The organism is Longimicrobium sp. (genome assembly GCF_048594345.1).
Classification (GTDB): domain Bacteria; phylum Gemmatimonadota; class Gemmatimonadetes; order Longimicrobiales; family Longimicrobiaceae; genus Longimicrobium.
Map to the genome: position 1 here is coordinate 1 of NZ_JBMDXM010000124.1, position 17,196 is coordinate 17,196.

Below are 17,196 nucleotides of genomic sequence, written 5' to 3' on the forward strand. Positions count from 1 at the left end.
GCCTTGGTCCGCGCGTTGAACGCGGCGCGCAGCTCGTCCGGATCGAAGCTCCACGTCGGCGGGTGCAGCTTCACGTACACGGGCTTCGCGCCGGAAAGGATGGCGTCGGGCGCGTAGTTCTCGTAGAACGGCTCGAAGATCACCACCTCCTCGCCGGGGTCCACCGTGGCCATCAGCGTGGCGATCATCGCCTCCGTGCTGCCGCAGGTGACCGTGACCTCGCGCTCAGGGTCGATCTCCAGCCCCAGGTGCCACGCCGTCTTGCGCGCCAGCGCCTCGCGAAAGTCGCGCGCGCCCCAGGTGATGGCGTACTGGTTCACGTCCGCGGCAATGGCGTCCATGGCGGCGCGCTTGATCTCTTCCGGCGCGCCGAAGTCCGGAAAGCCCTGGGCCAGGTTCACGGCCCCGTACTTCATCGCCTGCCGCGTCATCTCGCGGATCACGGACTCCGTGAACCGGCTGGCCTTTTCCGAAACGCTGGACCTGCGGGAAACCGTCGTCATGCGGGGATGGGGATGTCGTGGATGGTTCCGGAACGCGTTAGCGCCCCGTCTCTTCCTTCAGCTTACGATACGCCGCCAGTTCCGCCAGCTTGGCCTTGCTCAGCTCGTCCAGCGCGGCCTGCCAGTCGTCTCGGTAGCCGCGCAGCGGATCCACCAGCACCTCGCTGATGGCCAGGTTGCGGAACCACTTGCGGTCCGCAGGGACGATGTGCCAAGGCGCCACCTCCGTACTGCACCGGCTCAGCGCGTCCTCGTACGCCGTTTGATACTGGTCCCACAGCTCCCGCTCGCGCCAGTCGCCGGCGGAAAGCTTCCACGCCTTGCCCACCTCCTGCTCGCGCTCGTGCAGCCGCTGCTCCTGCTCGTCCTTGCTGATGTGCAGAAAGAACTTGAGGATGATGGTGCCGCTGTCGGCCAGCATCGCCTCGAAGGCGTTGATGTGGTCGTAGCGCGCCTTCCACACCCGCTCCGGCGCCAGCTCGTGCACGCGGACCACCAGCACGTCCTCGTAGTGCGAGCGGTTGAAGACGCCAAAGACGCCCTTGCCCGGCGTGACCCGGTGCACGCGCCAGAGAAAGTCGTGCGCCAGCTCCTCGTCGGTGGGGACCTTGAACGACTCCACCCGCACGCCCTGCGGGTTCAGGTTCGTCATCACGTTGCGGATGGCGCCGTCCTTTCCGCTGGTGTCCATCCCCTGCAGCACCATCAGCACGCTGTGCGTCCCCGCCGCGGCAAGTTCCTCCTGCAGCGCGTCCAGTTCCGCGTTCAATTCCGCGAAGCGCGCCTGCCCGGCTTCCTTGTCCAGCCCGCCGTTGTCGCGCGTGTCGTGGTCGGCGAGCCGCACCTGGGTGCCGGGCTCCACGCGGTGTGCGTAGGGCATGCGTTCTCCTCGGGATGCTATTTGGTGGATGGGGATCGTCCTCAGCCGCCGTGCGACAGGACCGGGGGATGCGGGAGCGGCCGCAGACGCTGCACGATTCCCGCCGTGGCCAGGGCGCGCTCCTCCCCCTGCGGCGGCGCGACGATCTGCAGGCCTACCGGCATTCCCTCCGCATCCAGCCCCGCGGGGACGGACGCCACCGGCAGCCCCGTCATGCTGAGCACAAAGGTGGGCGCGACCCAATCGATGTACGTTTCCATCTCCTTGCCGGCCACGGTGCGGGGAAAGTTCTCCACCACGGGAAAGGGCGGCACGGCCATCGTGGGCGTAAGCAGCTGGTCCCAGGTGCGGAAAAGGGCGCGGAACTCCTCCCAGATGCGCTTGCGCGTCACCTCCGCCTCCGCCAGCTCCGTCGGCGTGACCTTGAGGCCCGCGCGCACGTTGTTGGCCACGTTCACCCCGAACTCGTCCACCCGGTCCAGGTACGGGTACAGCTGGCTGACGAACCAGTGCCCGCGCAGCGCCAGAAACGGCTTGCGCGCGTACGCCAGGTCCAGGTCGATCTCCTCCACCCGCGCGCCAGCGTCGTGCAGCGCGAACGCGGCGTCGCGGCAAACGCGCTCCACGTCGGGGTCGATGCCGATCCCCGCGATGTCGCGGCAGTAGGCGAACCGCTTGCCGCGCACATCCGCTCCGCGCACCGCCGCGCCAAAGTCGCGTCCCGCGACCGGCTGCGCGAGCGGCGCGTACTCGCCCGGCCCGGCGATGGACTGCAGGCCCAGCGCCACGTCCTCCGCCGTGCGCCCCATCACCCCCGTCACCTGCACCGGGTCCCACGCGTACTCCTGCGGCCAGGTGGGGACGAGGCCGACGGACGGACGCAGCCCCACGATGCCGCAGAAGGAGGCGGGGATGCGCAGCGATCCGCCCAGGTCCGTGCCCTGCGCCAGCGCAAACATCCCCGTGGCCAGCCCCGCCGCGCCGCCGCCCGTGCTGCCGCCGGCGCTGCGCTCCGGGTTCCACGGGTTGAGCGTGCGGCCAAAGACGTGGTTCCAGGTGTTGCCGCCGGCCGCGAACTCCGGCGTGTTGGTCTTGCCCAGGATCACCGCGCCGGCCGCACGCAGCCGCCGCACCACCGCCGCGTCCTCGGTGGGCACGTGGTCGGTGAACAGCGGCGAGCAGTAGGTGGTGCGGACACCGGCCACCTCGGTCACGTCCTTGATCCCCACCGGGAGCCCTGCCAGCGGCCCCACGTCCTCGCCGCGCGCGATCCGCCGCTCCAGTGCCTCTGCCTCGTCTCGCGCGCCGTGGTTCATGGTGACCAGGGCGTTCAGCGTGCCGTTGTGCGCATCCACCTGCGCCATGCACGCATCCAGCACCTCCACGGGCGAGACTTCGCGGGCACGCACGCGCCGCGCGATCTCGTGCGCGGGGAGAAGGGAGATCGAATCGTCAGGCATCGGAGAATGTTAGATGGAGTACGGTTCGATTCACCGGACCGCAATGGTCTCGAACGGACGTTGATGATGTGCGGGTTGCGGGAGGGATGAGAGGGCGAGCACGTGATCGGCGGCCACCTTCAAACCGTCGGCGCGGCCTGATCGTTCGCCCTGTGGACGATCAGGCCGCGCGCGCTGCCAGGCTGGCGTGGCGCGCGAGCCCTGCGGAGGAGAATGCTCGTCGCGACCGCTTTCCCTTGGTGGGTGAGAACCACGTCGCCCGTTTCGCGAAGCTTCATCCACCCGGTCCAGCCGCCGCTGAGGGACGTCCTTCAGATCGACGGCGGGCACTCTCATCCGGCACTCTCCCGATCATGTCTTGTGCACATCTGCAACGAACATAACGAACCGCACAACGCACGCCTATCCAGCGGTTACCACGCTACCGCCCGACCAGCGAGTCGTGCTGGGGGCCGCTGCCAGAAAGGATGACCACGGCGTCGAAACCGTAGAGAACCTTCAGCAGCTCATCGGGGAGGGCACCCAGGCGCGGGACGCGGCCGCGGATGGGGCGCAGGTCGAACACCGTCCACCGCTGGGGGTCGGCGGCGTCGTAGAACGGCTGCACCCAGCCGCCGGTCTCCACTGGCGCCTCGACGGTGGTGAATGCGCGCGGGTCGATGACGGCGTGCATTGTCCCCGCGCCGCCCAGCATCAGCACGCCAAACGAGCGGCTGCCGTTCACGTCGGCGATCTCCGACGCCAGCGTGCCCAGGTCGAAGACGTTGGTAAAGCTGCGCCCGCGCACCATGTGGCTGCTGCCGAACTTCATCATCACCCGCGGCATCTGGCCTGTGCGGGCCGCGGTCTCGTTCAGGTAGCGCATGAGCTGCCGCTTGTTCAGCTGCGCGCGGTGATGGTTGGACAGATAGCCCTGTCCGCGCCCCCAGTACGCGTTGATCTCGCGCGTGGTCTGCAGCAGGTGGATGATGCGGTCGGCCTCGCTCCCCGGCTCCGGCGCGTACGCCTGGCGCAGCGGCGCGTACCAGTCGTCCGCGCCGCCAAACATCATCAGCAGCCCCGGGTTCTGCGTGGCCAGCGCCTGCGCCAGGGCAGAGTCGGCGCGCGCGATGGCCCCCTCCGCCGCGGCGCGGGCGGCCGCGTTCGGCGCGATGTCGCGCAGCCGACGCAGGGCGTAGCGGTCGCCCACGATGTCGTAGTCCAGCCCCCACAGCACGTCGCCGCCGCCGCCGGCCGCCGCGACGGCGGTGCGCAGCAGGGCCGCGTCCTCGCGCCAGCGGTAGAACGGCGCGCCGGGAAAGAAGTCGCGCTGAAAGGCCAGGAACGAGGCGCCGCTGGTGTCCGCGACCAAACGCCGGTTCAGCTCCGCCGCCATGGCGTCACCCGTTTCGATGGCCAGGTGCTTGTATCCGTGCGGCGCCAGCTCGCGAAAGACGGCCGCGGCGATCAGCGGGATCTCCGCCACCCCGTGCTCCTCGCCGATCAGAAAGAACTGCGCGTCGCGTCCCGCGGCGATCAGCAGCTCCCCGCCCGCGCCGGAGAGGCGCCCGTCGTCGGCGGCCTGCATGGGGTGCGCGTTCGCCCGCAGCAGCGCCGTCAGCGAGTCGTGCGACTGCGCCTGTGCCTGCCCCGCGCACAGCGCGAGCGCGAAGATCGACAGCGCAGTCCATCGGCGCCGCGCGCCGTTCCGTTGGGTCATGGGAGTGTAAAGGGGAGGGTTGGGGAGAGGTGGATTACGTTCTGAGCGGATCTGCGGGGTCATGCGCGTATCGGCCGCACGGGCGAATAAATTCGCTGCAACAACTACACAAAGTCCGCCTGCGCGGACTCGGCGGCCCGGGTGTTTGCGGCGTCCATGCACCTGCGCGTCCGCAACCGGGTCGTTGCGGCCGCCATTTGCGCGTGCCACAACTCTCCGCGCGCTCGGCTACAATCCGCGCAGGCGGATTTTGCGATTTTCCAGCGGCGAATTTGTTCGCTCCTGACGCGGACTCAGCGGCGGTCTCCGCCAACCTCCATCTCGTTCCACACGCCCGGCTACTGCTCCGCCAATCTGCACCGGCAGATCCATCGGACACAACTCTTTTGTCGTCCGCGTCAAACTCGATGGTTTCCGGCATGTGTCGCGGAGGCATCGAACGGCTCTCCACAGCCATTTTGCACGTTCGCCGGCCGCATGGAATCCGCAAAAACGTCCATCGGCGGGCGAGGGGGCACGTCAGAGCGTGGGAGCGGCGTGCGTTCAACCGGCGATCACCGGATGGACGCAGTCTGCAACCAGGGGGGGCAGGATGATGAAGAGAATCACGGTCCTCGGGGCCTTTGCCTGTTTCGCGGCGGCCGTGGCGGGATGCGCGGAATCGGCCAGCCGCACCGCCGTTTCTACCGCGCCCGAAAGAAGCACGCTGCCGGCGTTCGGCTCCGAGGGGGAGCTGAGCGCGTACCTGGTGGGGCTGGCCAGGGAGCAGCGCGACCTGCGGCGGCGCGAGAGCGAAGTCTCCGGGAACGTGGCGGACGCGATGCCGGAGCAGGCGGAGGCCGCGACGTTCGAAGCGCCGGCCCCGGTTGCCGCGCAGGACGCATCGGCACGAGCCGCCGAGGGCGAATCCGTGACCAACGTGCAGCACGCGGGGGTGGACGAGGGCGGCATCGTAAAGGTGCACGGCGATTACCTGGTGATGCTGCGCCGCGGCAGGCTGTTCACCGTGCGCATCGGCGGCAACGCGCTGCAGCCGGTGTCTGCGGTGGACGCGTTCGGGCCCGACATCGACCCCAGCGCCAGCTGGTACGACGAGCTGCTGGTGTCGGGCGACGCGGTGGTGGTGATCGGGTTCAGCTACGAGCGCGGCGGCACGGAGGTGGGGCTGTTCCGCATCTCGCCCGACGGACAGCTGCGGCACCGGTCCACCTATCACCTGCGCTCCAACGACTACTACTCGTCGCGCAACTACGCCAGCCGGCTGATCGATGGCAAGCTGATCTTCTACACGCCCCTGTACCTGGCGCTGAACGAGGAAGACCCGTTCGCCGGATTCCCCGCCATGCGCCGCTGGCATCCCGGCGCGGAGCGCGATGCCTTCAGCCGCATCCTCCCCGCGACCCGCGTCTACCGCGCCGGGCGCCCGGTGAACGCGGAGAGCGGCCTGGCGCTGCACACCGTGACCGTCTGCGACCTGCAGACCGAGGAAATGGGGTGCGAGGGGACGGCGGTGCTGGGGCCTCCGGGGCGCGTGTTCTACGTCTCGCCCGGCGCGGTGTACGTGTGGGTGAGCGACTGGGTGCGGCGTGAGAACGAAAAGGGCGCGGAAAGCATGGTGTACCGCATTCCGCTGGACGGCGCCGGGCCCAGCGCGCTGGCCGTGCGCGGCAGTCCGGTGGACCAGTTCTCGTTTCTGGAGAGCGCCGACCGGCACCTGAACGTGCTGGTGCGCTCCGGCGCGGACGGCGACGGCATGTGGCACGGCGAGACCACGGGCGGCAGCACGTCACTGCTGCGCGTGCCGCTGGACAGCTTTGGCGACGGGGGCGCCACGGCATCGGCGGAACGCTATCGCCCGCTGCCCACGCCGGCCGGCTACACCTTCCAGAACCGGTTCGTGGGCGACTACCTGCTGTACGGCACGGGGAGCGGCTGGGGCCCGCCGGAGCAGCGCGCGCACGCCACGCTGTACGCGGTGCCGTGGGCGGAAGGGCCCGCCGCCGAGCTGCCGTTGCCGCACGGGGTGGATCGCATCGAATCCATGGGCGGCGACGCGGTGGTGGTAGGTTCGGATGGGCAGAACCTGCACTTTAGCGCGGTGCGGCTGGGCGCGCGGCCGCAGCTGGCGCAGCGCTACGTGAGCGCGGGCGCGTCGCAGGGAGAGCTGCGCAGCCACGGCTTCTTCTACAAGCCCGACGGTCGCGACGGCGGCATCCTGGGGCTGCCCATCCGCGGCGAAGGCGTACCCGGCTACGCGCACCTGCGCCAGGGCTCCGCGTCCATCCTGTTCCTGCGCAACCGCCTCTCTCGCTTCGAGGAGCTGGGCGAGCTTGCCGCCCGCGCCGACGGCTCGGGCGACGACGGCTGCCGCGCCAGCTGCGTGGACTGGTACGGCAACGCCCGCCCGCTCTTCCTCCGCGGCCGCATCTTCGCCCTGCTGGGATACGAGATCGTCGAGGGGCGGCTGGACGGCGGGACGATCCAGGAGGCACGGAGGATCAGCTACGCTCCGCGGGCGGTGGTGGCGGGGCGGAGAGGGTGATGGTGTGATGGTGTGATGGTGAGCGGATGGGCTGGTGCGGTGTGGATGGCTCGGTGCCGGCCCCCTCCGGGCGAGCACCACTCGCCCACCTCCCCCGAAACTGCCGGGGGAGGTTGAGCGTGGGGCGGATCTCGCGGGGTTTTGGAGGGGGCGGGCAGGGCGTCTGTCGCAAGCGAAACCTCTCCGATGATCTCGGACCACGACGCAACGAGCAGGTGAAGCCCCGCCGGGTGAGCTCCGCGAGCCCAGGGCGTTCTAGCCGCGGGCTTTAGCCCGTGGTGCCGTGGGCGGGCCACGGCGACCGTCGCGGTCTCGTTGGGGCGCGGTGTTGCCATCTGGCGGGACGCTGCGGCCCCCGGCACGCCTCGCGCGACGCGGGTGCCCCCGCTCACCCGCTCACCCGCTCACCCGCTCACCCGCTCACCCGCTCACCCGCTCACCCGCTCACCCTCACACCCTCACACCCTCACACCCTCACACCCTCACACCCTCACACCCTCACACCAGCGCAACCGGAAGCGGATGCGTCGTGCCGGAGTTCAGGTACGCATTGGGGTCGTAGTGCAGCGCGTTCTCCGGAAGCCACTCCCACAGCGGGCCCAGGTGCTGCCTGATGGTGTTCACCATCACCGACGGAATTTCCGGCGTTCTGCCGTCGTAAAAGTCGCGCACCTCGGGGTCTTCCTTGAGCCAGCGCAGCATGGTACGGTGGCGGGCCAGGCGGTTGTTGCGCTCCGACGACACGCCCCGGAAAAACTGCTCGATCCCCAGCAGCGGCTTGGGGTTGGCCAGCAGCCGCCGCGTGAGCGCCCTGGGCGAGAAGCAGTAGTCGAAGGTCTCGCACACCAGCGTGTAGAACTCCACCCACGAGTAGTTCGCGGGCTTTACGTTCATCGCCTGCACCAGGTCCAGAAAGTGGAACGGCGTCGGCAGCACGCGGCCGTCGCGCTGGTACTGCAGGTTGAGCTCGGCGTTGCGGCCAAACGCGCTGAGCAGCGCCAGGTGCGGGTACACGCCCGGCGCCTTGTCGATGAAGCGCTTGGTAAGCTCGAAGGGCTCCGGCCCCTCGTCGCTGTCCAGCCCGAAGATCAGGTTGCACTGGGTGTAGGGGATGTAGCGGTTCACCAGGTTGGCGTGCTCCGCCATCCGCTCCACCTTTTCCATCCCCTTCACGTTGCGCATCCGCGACTTGTCGCCGATGTCGAACCATGATTCGATGCCGGGCGCGATGGCCTTGAAGTTGTTGCGCTGCAGACGCTTGAGGTTGTCTTCCTTGAGCAGCGCCAGCGACATCTCGGCAAAGAATGTTATGCTGCCGCGCGGCACCGCCTCTTCGATGGCGTCCAGGTAGTCGTCGAAGCGGATGGCGAAGTTGGGATCGTGCCACACCAGGCACGAGCGCGGCAGCCTGGTCTCCAGAAAGAACCGCATGTCGTCCTTCATGACGTCGTAGGCCAGCGCCACGTACGGCGTTACGGCGTCGATGCAGAAGCTGCACTTGTACGGGCACCCCAGGCTGCCGATGACCGGAACCAGGCGCAGCAGCTTGGCCTTTTCCATCGCCGGCCGCAGAAACTTCCACCGCTCGCGCAGGCCGGGAAGCACGTGCGGCTGTTTGGCGGCGCTCAGGTACTGGCCCATGGGACGGTGCTGCTCGGCATCGTTCAGGATGTCGCACAGCAGCTCCTTGTCGCACATCCCCACGACGTAATCGAAGTACTGCTGCGCGTCTTCCGGATACGACCGCGCGTGCGGCCCGCCCAGCACGGTGATCACGCCGCGGTGGCGGTAGTAGTTGCTCATGGCGTACGCCAGCAGCGCGGCCTGCGAGAACGCGGTGATGAACAGCAGGTCCACGTCGTCGGGAACCGAGCCGGCGATAAGCTCCGGGCCCGAGTAGTACGCCATGTGGACCTCGTGCCCCTCCTGTTCGCACCACACCGCCACCACCTGGGGCATGATGGAGGCGTTGTTCATCCGCATGAACCGCGAGTATCCGTTCTTGGGCGGTTCCTTTCCGAGCAGGTCGATCACTCCGATGCGCATACCGTTTCCTCCGCGGGTTCCGGACGCACTGCCGAGAAGACCAGGGAGGGAACAGTTATAGAGCGTTGCCCGATTGTGCAACGGAAACGTTTGGCGGGGTGCGCGGGAGGGAAGGTGAGGCGGATCAGCCAGCCGGTTCCGGCGGCTCCATCACGTGATCAGGTGAACGTTCGCGGGATCTGGTCCACGTGCGAGAACACTTCGCGCGGGGCGTGGGCTTCCAGTGACTCGATGCGGGTGAATCCCCATGCCACCGCGCCAAAGGGGATGCCGACGACATGTGCCGCGCGCAGGTCGCGGATCTCGTCGCCGATGCACAACGCCTCCGCGGGCTGCACCCCGGCGGCCCGCAGCACCCGGCGCAGCAGGCGGGGTTTGCCGAACAGGCTGGCGCCGCACCCGTAGTGCTGGATGAGGCCGGCGAGCCGCGGGCCCAGGATGCGGCGGATGTTCTGCTCGCTGTTGGAGCTTACGATGGCGAGCCGAACCCCGCGCCGCGACAGTTCCTCCAGCATCTGATCCGTGCCCGCGTACAGCGGGATGTCGCCGGCGTCGATGTGCATCTGCCGCCGCATGAAGCGCGCGACCAGCGGCATCTTCCACGCCGGCAGCCGCAGGTGGCGGATGATCTGCCGCGCGTCCTGTCCGCGGAGCATGTCGCGGTTCGCGTCGTCGATGCGCAGGAACCCGTACCGGTCCGCGGCCTGGTTCGCCACGCGCAGGAACCACGAGAACGAGTTTGCGAGCGTGCCGTCGAAGTCAAAGATGGCGAGCTTGTAGCGCATCGTTGGGAGGATCGTACCAGATCCAGAGAGAGAGGCCGTTGATTTCCTGAGGGGGTGTCGCCAAACCTCGCCTGCTCCGAATGGGAGGTACGGTGTCATCCTGAGGGAGCGCACACCCGTAACTTTCATGACCACAAATGCTTGTGCGCGACCGAAGGATCTTTGTCGGGTCGCGCGAGGCCTAGCCCCCGGGAGCTGTTCAAGCCCCGTAGTCAGGCAAACAAGATCCTTCGGTCGGCGCCCTGGCTTCAGCGTTGGGTCGGCCTCAGCGCGGCGCCTCCCTCAGCAAATCAACGCCGGTACGATTGCCAGCAACCCTCTGAGAGCGCACCGCTCCTCATCGTTGCGCAACCTGTCGCCGCGGACGTCAGTTCCCGGGGAGCAGCGCGCCGGCGGCGGCGGGATTGGTGGGCTGGCCAAGCCGCGTGAGCGCCGCGGCTAGGACGGGGTCTTCGCCGGCGGCCAGCTGCTCCGCGGTCGGCAGGATCAGGGTGTCGGGGAGCACGCCGACGCCTTCCAGGTCCGCGCCGTCGCGCATCAGCAGCCTGGCGTCCGTGACCAGGACGCCGAACATCACCACGCGCTCGGCGCCCATCCGCAGCGGCACCATCCGTCCCCGCGACACCGCGCCGGCCGTGCGGTCGCCCAGCACCACGCCGCGCCCGGTGAGCTGCACCGTGCGCGCCGCGATCTCCGCCGCCGATGCCGACCGGCTGTCCACCAGCACCACCAGCTCGCCGGTAAAGGCGTTGGCGCCGGCGCCGCGCGCCACCATGGGCACCTGGCGCCGGCGCTCGCGCTGCATCCCCACCACCATGCTGTCCGCGCTCATCCCGCCCAGCAGCGAAAGCAGAAGGGACACCGAGCCACCGCCGTTGCCGCGCAGGTCAAGCACCAGTGCGCGGCTCTCTCGCGCGCGGCGCAGCCCCTGGCGCACCTGCTCTTCGCTCGCCTCAAAGCTGGGAAGCTTCCACACCAGAACGTCGCCCACGCGGGCAAAGCGCGGGCGCATCTCGTCCGCCTCGTTCTGCGCTTCGCGGATCAGGGTGTGGATGTCGTGGCCGCCGCCGGGTCTGGTAAGGTCGATTACGCGGAACCGCTGCCGCACCTGCGCGGCCAGGTCCAGCTGGCGCGGCTCGCCGCCGGGCGCGCGCATCACCACGCGCAGACCCGGCTGCGGGCGCAGCGCGCGGAACACGTACCACATGGACCACAGGTTTCCCCGGGTGGGCACGTGCCCGTTCACCAGCAGCACCCGGTCGCCCACGCGCACGCCCGCACGCTCCGCGTCGCTGCGCGGCTCCACCTCGCTCACGAAGGCGGAATCGCCCACGATGGTCATGTCCCAGCCGTAGATGACTTCCGTGGTCTGCCAGGGCGGGACAAAGAAGGTGTGCGAATCCTCCATCTCCATCGTCAGCGCCGCGATGGCGGCAAACATCTCGCCCAGCGACGTCGCGTGCCGGATGATGGAGTCCGCGTGCGCGGCGCGCGCGTCCAGGTTCAGCCCGTTGAAGCCGGCGTCGTAGAAGTTCGCTTCGATCTGCGCGCGCACCTGCCGCAGCATGGTGCGCCCGCGCTCGCGCTCCATCGACGACAGCGTCTGCGCGTCGAGCGCCGACGCGAGCAGCAGCAGCAGCAGGCACCCCACGGCCACCAGGGCGCGCGGGATCCGAAGACGGGTCATCATGAGAAGTGCGAGGAAAGCGCGGAGGCCGGTGAGTCGCGTCCAGGGGTGGAAACTTGTGGATTCCGTCGCGGCGGGCAAGCGGCGCGGGTGCCTCAAAGATCAAACGACGGCAGGCATCGCCCTTCTCCCCGATGTCGGAGTGGGCCGATGATTTTCGGGATCGCGCATCAGGTGGTGCGATCGACGTGCTCGCGTGCGCTTCCGGAGAGCATCGGACGATCCGCATGCCTTTTCAAAAAAATGCGGATGGCCCCCTGCCGCATTCCACCTCCGTCGCGTTCCCGACACCCTTACAAAAGATCGTCCCTCGTCAACCGGCTCTCTATCACCCGACACCTGGGTAGCCCGATTTCGGAGCGCGGGATCGGAGGAAACGGCACGAGAAAACTCCGCTAACTCTGGTAACTCTGCGTGAGGTCCATTCTTTCTCGCACACGGTGAGATCAGAGGAAACGGCACGAGAAAACTCCGTTGACTCCGTTAACTCCGTGTGAGGCCTGTTCTTTCGCGGGATTCGCCGTCACTCGTTCTCAGCGCGTCAGGCGGTAGCGGACGACCTGATGATCGTTGCGGTTGGTGGCGAACACGTGGTCCGCGCCGTTGAAGGTGATGCCGAACGGGTTCAGGTCGCTTCCAAAGGAATCCACCGGGCGGCCGTCCGCGTCAAAGACGTGGATGCCGCCCATCATGTCGCTCACGTACACGCGGCCCTTGCCGTCCACGGCCAGCCCCTGCGGCGCGGCCATCCCTCCCATCCCCCCGCCCGCGCCCGGCTTCGCCCGCCCGCCAAAGCGGTCGCGGAAGCGTCCGTCAGGGTCCAGGTGGTAGATCTCGCCGGTCCAGCGGTCCATCACGTACACGTCGCCCGATCCCGCGACGGCCAGGCGCACGGGCGCGGCGTCCTCGTCGATCGCCTCGCGGGTGTTGATCGTCCGCAGCACGCGGCCGTCGGCGGCCAGGTGCGAAACCTGGTGCATCGAGACGGTCCACAGGGTGCCGTCCAGCGCCAGCGCCACGTCGTCGTAGCTGGCGCCGCCCGCGCGCCGCACCTCGCCCAGCGCGCGGCCGGTGGCGCCCTCGTAGCGGCGGATACGGCCGTGCTGCACCACGTACACGGTGCCCTCGCGGTCCGCCTCCAGGTCCAGCAGCGGCATCCGCGTGTCCGCCATCCACTGCGTCACGAACGCGCCGGCCGAATCGAACACCTGCACGCGCCCGCCCGTGTACTCGGCCACGTAGATGCGCCCGGCGCCATCCACCGCGACGCTGCGCGCGTCCTCGAAGCGCCCCGCCCCCGTCCCCTCGCTCCCGAACCGCATCACCTCCTCCGCGAACGCCGGCGGCCCCGCCTTTTCAGCCACCGGCGAGGGAGGCATCGGCGTGGCGGGCGTGGTCTGCACGGCGGGCGCGGGCGTCTGCGGTCGCGGCCGCATCAGCCGCACGCCCGCGACCAGGACGGCCAGCAGGATGAAGATCGCACAGCCCAGCGCAGCCTTCGTGTTGCTGGGCGACGCGGGGGGGATGGAGCCCGCCGGCTGGCCGGCCTCGATGCGCTCCACCGCGCGCTTCGCCTCCGCCAGCCCAACGCCGAAGCGCTCGCGATACTCCTTGATCGCGCCGATCTTGCTCCCGGCGCGCAGCTGCCGCAGCACCTCGGCGATAGCGTCGGCGTGCGGGTCGTGCCGGGCGGCGGCGTGCACGCTGCCGCCACGCTCCGTCAGCAGGGCGGTTGCCCCGCAGTACGGGCAGCGGGCCATGGTGGCGTGCTCGGGCGGCAGGTCCAGCGGCGCGGAGCAGGTGGGGCAGCGCAGGGGTGCGGGCATGGGCGGAACGGGTGGGTTGGACGCGTGCGGCGGGATTCGCGGTCCGTGCCGCGATTGTGCACAAGGATGCGCGCCGCCGCGCGTTCACGCAACGAAATCCGGAACGACCAGGTGGCGGGGAGGGTGGAGCGAGCCCGGAAAAGAACAGGCTCACACGGAGTCAACGGAGTCAACGGAGTTTTCTCGTGGCGATTCCTCGGATCCCGCGCGGGAGCCGGCTTCCCAGGTGTCGGGTGCAGGGGAGGCGGTCGGCGAGGCAGGATCTTTTGTAAGGGCGTCGGAAACGGGAAGCAGAGGGAATGCGGCAGGGGGCCATCCGCGTTTTTTGGAGGAACACCATTCCCGCCACCTCCGCTTCCCGGCAGGCGCTCAATGGTAGTATGAGGGATGCAGATCGGTGGATGAAGTCCGGAGCGCACGGAAGCGCGTCGATCACACCACCTGATGCGCGATCTGTAGAAGCATGAGCCTGCTCCGCGGCCGAGGTGAGCGCCCGGATTGAGGAACGCGGCGGCTACAACAGGGAGAAGAGCAAGGTAAGGAGGCCGATCAGCAGAAATACCCAGCCGGCGATGGCGTTCCAGCCGAACGCCCGGCGTGCGTTGTTTTCCGTGAACCACGTGCCCCAGTTACCGCGGCGCGCTCCGGCCGTGCGCGCCGTTGTCTCCGGTGCCGGCGCCAGCAGGAGAATTGCACCGATGGCGATGGGGAGGAGTGCCGAGATCAGCAGGTCCGTCCGCTCCGATGCGCCGCCGAGCGCCCACTGCGCGCCGAACAGCCCCACCACCGCCGCCACGGCGATCCAGCGGAGCACCACGCGAGGCCGGATGGCGGACCCCGGCGCCGGCCCTGCCAACGGATGCGTCCTGCGCGGGCCACAGGCGGGCGCATCCACCCGCGGCGCAACGGGTGTGGTGGGCCGGCCGCAGTGGATGCACGCCGGCGCCGCGTCGGAGATCTCCCGCCGGCAGTCGGGGCAGGTGATCAGCATGTCATTCTGGGGTTCGCGGTCTGCGGGAGTCGACGCGGCCGATCCGTCATCCTCTTCGGCTTGTCGGCTGATCGGCCCAGACCAGGACTTTGATGGGTCTGACGTGGGCGAGGCCATCCGCGTCTGCGGCATGCTGGACGGAGTTCCCGCGCCACGTCCGCTCCGCGGGTCGCCTGCACGCTAGGCGTCGGGGGCGCTCGCGGGGAGGACGAGGGTGAAGGTGGTGCCGGCGCCCAGGGCCGTGTCGACCAGCACGTCGCCGCCGTGGGCGTCGGCGATGCCCTTGACGATGGACAGGCCCAGGCCCACGCCGCGCCGGTCCTTGCGGCTGGCCTGCCAGAAGCGGTCGAACAGGCGCGGCACCTGCTCCGGAGGGATTCCCGGCCCCGTATCCGCGACGGCGAGGCGCACGCGGTCACCATCGCCGTGCACGGAAACGACGACGCGGCCGCCCTCGGGGGTGAACTTGAGCGCGTTGCCGATCAGATTGCCCAGCGCCTGCACCACCCGGTCGCGGTCGGCGAACACCGTGGCGTCGCGGTGCATCTCCCCGCGCTCCAGCGTGATCCCGGCCCCCGCCGCCGCCATAGCCCCCTGCTCCAGCGCCTCGTGAACGATGGACGACGCGGAGTGCGGCTCGCGCTCCAGCGACAGGCGGCCGCTCTCGATGTGGGTGATGTCGAGCAGATCCTGGATCAGGCGGTTGGCCCGCTCGGCCGCGCGCTTGATGACCGCCGCCTGCGTGCGCTCCACCTTCATCCCCTCCGGAAGCAGGTCGTTGAGGAACGACGAACTCATGAAGATGGAGTGGATGGGGTTGCGCAGGTCGTGCGACACCACGCCCAGCATGTCGTCGCGGGCGCGGGTGGCATTGCGGGCGGAGTCGTAGAGCCGCGCGTTCTCCACCGCCAGCGCCGCGCGCAGCGCCAGCTCCTCGGCCAGCTCCAGGTCCGTCTGGTCAAAGCAGGGGCTGGCGGCCGTCCGCACCAGCGACAGCGTGCCCAGCACCGTGCCGCGGGAGCGCAGCGGCGCCACGATCAGCGACTCGGGCGCCATCTGCCGCACCAGCCCGGCGTGCTCCTCGCCACGGTCCAGGGTGTCGATCCAGGCGTCGTCCATGTCGCGCAGCAGCAGCGACGTTCCGCTCTGCATCACCTGCGACTGCGGCCCCCGGTCACCGATGCGCGGCGGGTACAGGCGCGCGCGATCGAACAGCACGCGCAGCCGCTCGTCCACGTGGCTGGCCGCTACCCGGCGCACCGACCCGTCCTCCACGATGTCCACCATCACCATCTCCGCCAGCGCGGGCACGGTCAGCGAGGCGATGGCCTGCAGCGTGTCGTCCACGTCCAGCGACGACGACAGCACGCGGCCGGATTCGGCCAGCAGGTGCAGCCCGTCCAGCGCGCGCTTTTGCTCCGTGACGTCGGTAAAGCGCACCACCGCGCCGATCACCTCGCCGCCGCGCCGCACGGGCGACGAGGCGTAGGAGACGGGAAACGACGAGCCGTCGCGCCGCCAGAGCACGTCGTCCTGCACGTGGACCGCCCGCCCCTGGGCCGCGGCGATCGCGATGGCGCACGCCTCGCGCGGGTACGGCGTTCCGTCGGCGTACGCGTAGTGAAAGAGCGCGTGCGCCTCTTTGCCCACCATCTCCGCCGGCTCCCACCCCAGCTGCTCGGCCGCCGCCTGGTTGGCGAACAGGATGGTCCCCGCGGCGTCGATGGTGTAAACGCCGTCGGTGGTGGCGTTCAGAAACTCGTCGCGCTCGCGGGCCGTGCGCTCCAGGCGCTCCGCCGCGGCGCGCGTCCGGGCCAGCGCCTGCCGCAGCTCCATCTCGCGCTGGGCGCTGGCGGCCAGCTCGCGCAGCACCTCCACCTCGGCCTCGGTCCACGCGTGCGGCGCCGTGTCGATGGCGCAAAACGCGCCCACCGCCTGCCCGTCGATCACCAGCGGCACGCCCACGTACGCGGCCACGCCCAGCGACGTCACCGTGGGGACGGCCCGGTACACCGGGTCGGCGCCGGTGTCGGGGATCACCATGGGGTGCTGGGCGGTGGCGCCGGCGACGGTAAAGTGGCAGAAGGTGCGCCCCGCCAGCTCTCGCGCCGAGGCCAGCGGCTCGCCAAAGCCGGTGGCGGCCAGGTAGAAGTCGCGGTTCTCGTCGACCAGGGAAAGAAAGGTGGCGGGGACGTTCAGCAGGCGCACCGCCAGCCGCGTAAGCCGGTCGAAGGGCGGCTCCGCGGCGGCGTCCAGCAGCCCCGTCTCGTGCACGGCCGCCAGCCGCGCCGGGTCGCGCACGGCCGCGTCCAGGTCCGCCCGCGAGGGCGCATCCGGCACGTGCTCGGGGGATGAGGAGTCGCGTCGCGGCTCGCTCTGCATGCTTGGGTTCACGGCTCCGGGAGATGCGGATCGGTATCGGCTGCCGGGGAGAGGCAAAAAACGGGCACCCCGTCCGCCCCGTCATTCGTTTTCCCTCCTGCTCCCCAACTGCGTTTCACAGCACGGGCGCGGAGGATCAACGGAAAGGGCGCAGAGAAGGTGATCCCCCTCTACGCCCTCGTCAACCGTCTCCCGAGGTCGGCGTGCAATCCGGCACAGGCTCCACGGGTGTTGTCGGCTCTCGAACCGGATCGCCGGCGTCCCGGGGAGCGCGTCCACCAGGAACGTGAACCATCGCAGGTCTTTGTGCGCGAGCGAAGATCTCGACGCGAGGGACCTGAACGGCTCCCGGTGGCTGGGCTTCGCGCGACCCGACAGAGATCCTTCGGTCGCGC

General features: G+C 69.5%; 12 protein-coding genes. 1 reads left to right on the forward strand and 11 read right to left on the reverse strand.

Annotated elements, in window-relative coordinates; genetic code table 11:
- From ACOJUJ_RS13590 to ACOJUJ_RS13610, 5 genes are all read right to left on the reverse strand, one after another.
- A partial coding sequence (locus ACOJUJ_RS13590) for a pyridoxal phosphate-dependent aminotransferase (protein ID WP_420127427.1) occupies window positions 1-503 on the reverse strand: 503 nt, incomplete at its 3' end.
- Between the two features lie 37 nt (window positions 504-540).
- Window positions 541-1,383: a PPK2 family polyphosphate kinase gene (locus ACOJUJ_RS13595; protein WP_420127428.1), complete on the reverse strand. Its 843-nt coding sequence runs from the start codon at window positions 1,381-1,383 to the stop codon at window positions 541-543.
- A gap of 41 nt (window positions 1,384-1,424) precedes the next feature.
- Window positions 1,425-2,843 carry an amidase gene (locus tag ACOJUJ_RS13600; RefSeq protein ID WP_420127429.1) on the reverse strand — a complete coding sequence of 473 codons (1,419 nt, stop codon included), beginning with the start codon at window positions 2,841-2,843 and terminating at the stop codon, window positions 1,425-1,427.
- A gap of 119 nt (window positions 2,844-2,962) precedes the next feature.
- Complete coding sequence (locus tag ACOJUJ_RS13605) at window positions 2,963-3,121, reverse strand: hypothetical protein (protein WP_420127430.1); 159 nt, start codon at window positions 3,119-3,121, stop codon at window positions 2,963-2,965.
- Between the two features lie 143 nt (window positions 3,122-3,264).
- A complete protein-coding gene (locus ACOJUJ_RS13610; protein ID WP_420127431.1) occupies window positions 3,265-4,542 on the reverse strand; it encodes a hypothetical protein in 1,278 nt (425 codons plus the stop codon).
- Window positions 4,543-5,137: 595 nt separating this feature from the next.
- Between ACOJUJ_RS13610 and ACOJUJ_RS13615 the strand changes: the two genes are divergently transcribed.
- On the forward strand, window positions 5,138-7,084 hold the full coding sequence (locus ACOJUJ_RS13615) for a beta-propeller domain-containing protein (protein WP_420127432.1): 1,947 nt from the start codon (window positions 5,138-5,140) through the stop codon (window positions 7,082-7,084).
- 498 nt (window positions 7,085-7,582) lie between these two features.
- On the opposite strand, the gene ACOJUJ_RS13620 is transcribed toward ACOJUJ_RS13615, so the two are convergent.
- The 6 genes from ACOJUJ_RS13620 to ACOJUJ_RS13645 all read right to left on the reverse strand — a co-directional run bounded on the left by ACOJUJ_RS13620 (window position 7,583) and on the right by ACOJUJ_RS13645 (window position 16,813).
- A complete protein-coding gene (locus tag ACOJUJ_RS13620; RefSeq protein ID WP_420127433.1) occupies window positions 7,583-9,130 on the reverse strand; it encodes a B12-binding domain-containing radical SAM protein in 1,548 nt (515 codons plus the stop codon).
- Window positions 9,131-9,288: 158 nt separating this feature from the next.
- Window positions 9,289-9,915 (reverse strand): HAD hydrolase-like protein, encoded by a 627-nt coding sequence (locus ACOJUJ_RS13625; RefSeq protein WP_420127434.1) that lies wholly within the window; start codon window positions 9,913-9,915, stop codon window positions 9,289-9,291.
- A 367-nt stretch (window positions 9,916-10,282) separates the two neighbouring features.
- Window positions 10,283-11,602 (reverse strand): S41 family peptidase, encoded by a 1,320-nt coding sequence (locus ACOJUJ_RS13630; protein WP_420127435.1) that lies wholly within the window; start codon window positions 11,600-11,602, stop codon window positions 10,283-10,285.
- Window positions 11,603-12,135: 533 nt separating this feature from the next.
- Entirely contained in the window at window positions 12,136-13,428 is a 1,293-nt protein-coding gene (locus ACOJUJ_RS13635; RefSeq protein WP_420127436.1) for a hypothetical protein, read from the reverse strand.
- Between the two features lie 514 nt (window positions 13,429-13,942).
- Complete coding sequence (locus ACOJUJ_RS13640; RefSeq protein ID WP_420127437.1) at window positions 13,943-14,419, reverse strand: hypothetical protein; 477 nt, start codon at window positions 14,417-14,419, stop codon at window positions 13,943-13,945.
- Between the two features lie 180 nt (window positions 14,420-14,599).
- Window positions 14,600-16,813 (reverse strand): GAF domain-containing protein, encoded by a 2,214-nt coding sequence (locus ACOJUJ_RS13645; RefSeq protein ID WP_420127438.1) that lies wholly within the window; start codon window positions 16,811-16,813, stop codon window positions 14,600-14,602.
- Window positions 16,814-17,196 lie beyond the last annotated feature (383 nt).

Excerpts from the sequence above, each read along its gene's own strand:
- ACOJUJ_RS13630 (WP_420127435.1), bottom strand. The coding sequence starts at position 11,602 with ATGACCCGTCTTCGGATCCCGCGCGCCCTGGTGGCCGTGGGGTGCCTG.
- ACOJUJ_RS13620 (WP_420127433.1), bottom strand. The coding sequence starts at position 9,130 with ATGCGCATCGGAGTGATCGACCTGCTCGGAAAGGAACCGCCCAAGAAC.
- ACOJUJ_RS13595 (WP_420127428.1), bottom strand. The coding sequence starts at position 1,383 with ATGCCCTACGCACACCGCGTGGAGCCCGGCACCCAGGTGCGGCTCGCC.
- ACOJUJ_RS13610 (WP_420127431.1), bottom strand. The coding sequence starts at position 4,542 with ATGACCCAACGGAACGGCGCGCGGCGCCGATGGACTGCGCTGTCGATC.
- ACOJUJ_RS13635 (WP_420127436.1), bottom strand. The coding sequence starts at position 13,428 with ATGCCCGCACCCCTGCGCTGCCCCACCTGCTCCGCGCCGCTGGACCTG.
- ACOJUJ_RS13615 (WP_420127432.1), top strand. The coding sequence starts at position 5,138 with ATGAAGAGAATCACGGTCCTCGGGGCCTTTGCCTGTTTCGCGGCGGCC.
- ACOJUJ_RS13640 (WP_420127437.1), bottom strand. The coding sequence starts at position 14,419 with ATGCTGATCACCTGCCCCGACTGCCGGCGGGAGATCTCCGACGCGGCG.
- ACOJUJ_RS13625 (WP_420127434.1), bottom strand. The coding sequence starts at position 9,915 with ATGCGCTACAAGCTCGCCATCTTTGACTTCGACGGCACGCTCGCAAAC.
- ACOJUJ_RS13605 (WP_420127430.1), bottom strand. The coding sequence starts at position 3,121 with ATGAAGCTTCGCGAAACGGGCGACGTGGTTCTCACCCACCAAGGGAAA.
- ACOJUJ_RS13600 (WP_420127429.1), bottom strand. The coding sequence starts at position 2,843 with ATGCCTGACGATTCGATCTCCCTTCTCCCCGCGCACGAGATCGCGCGG.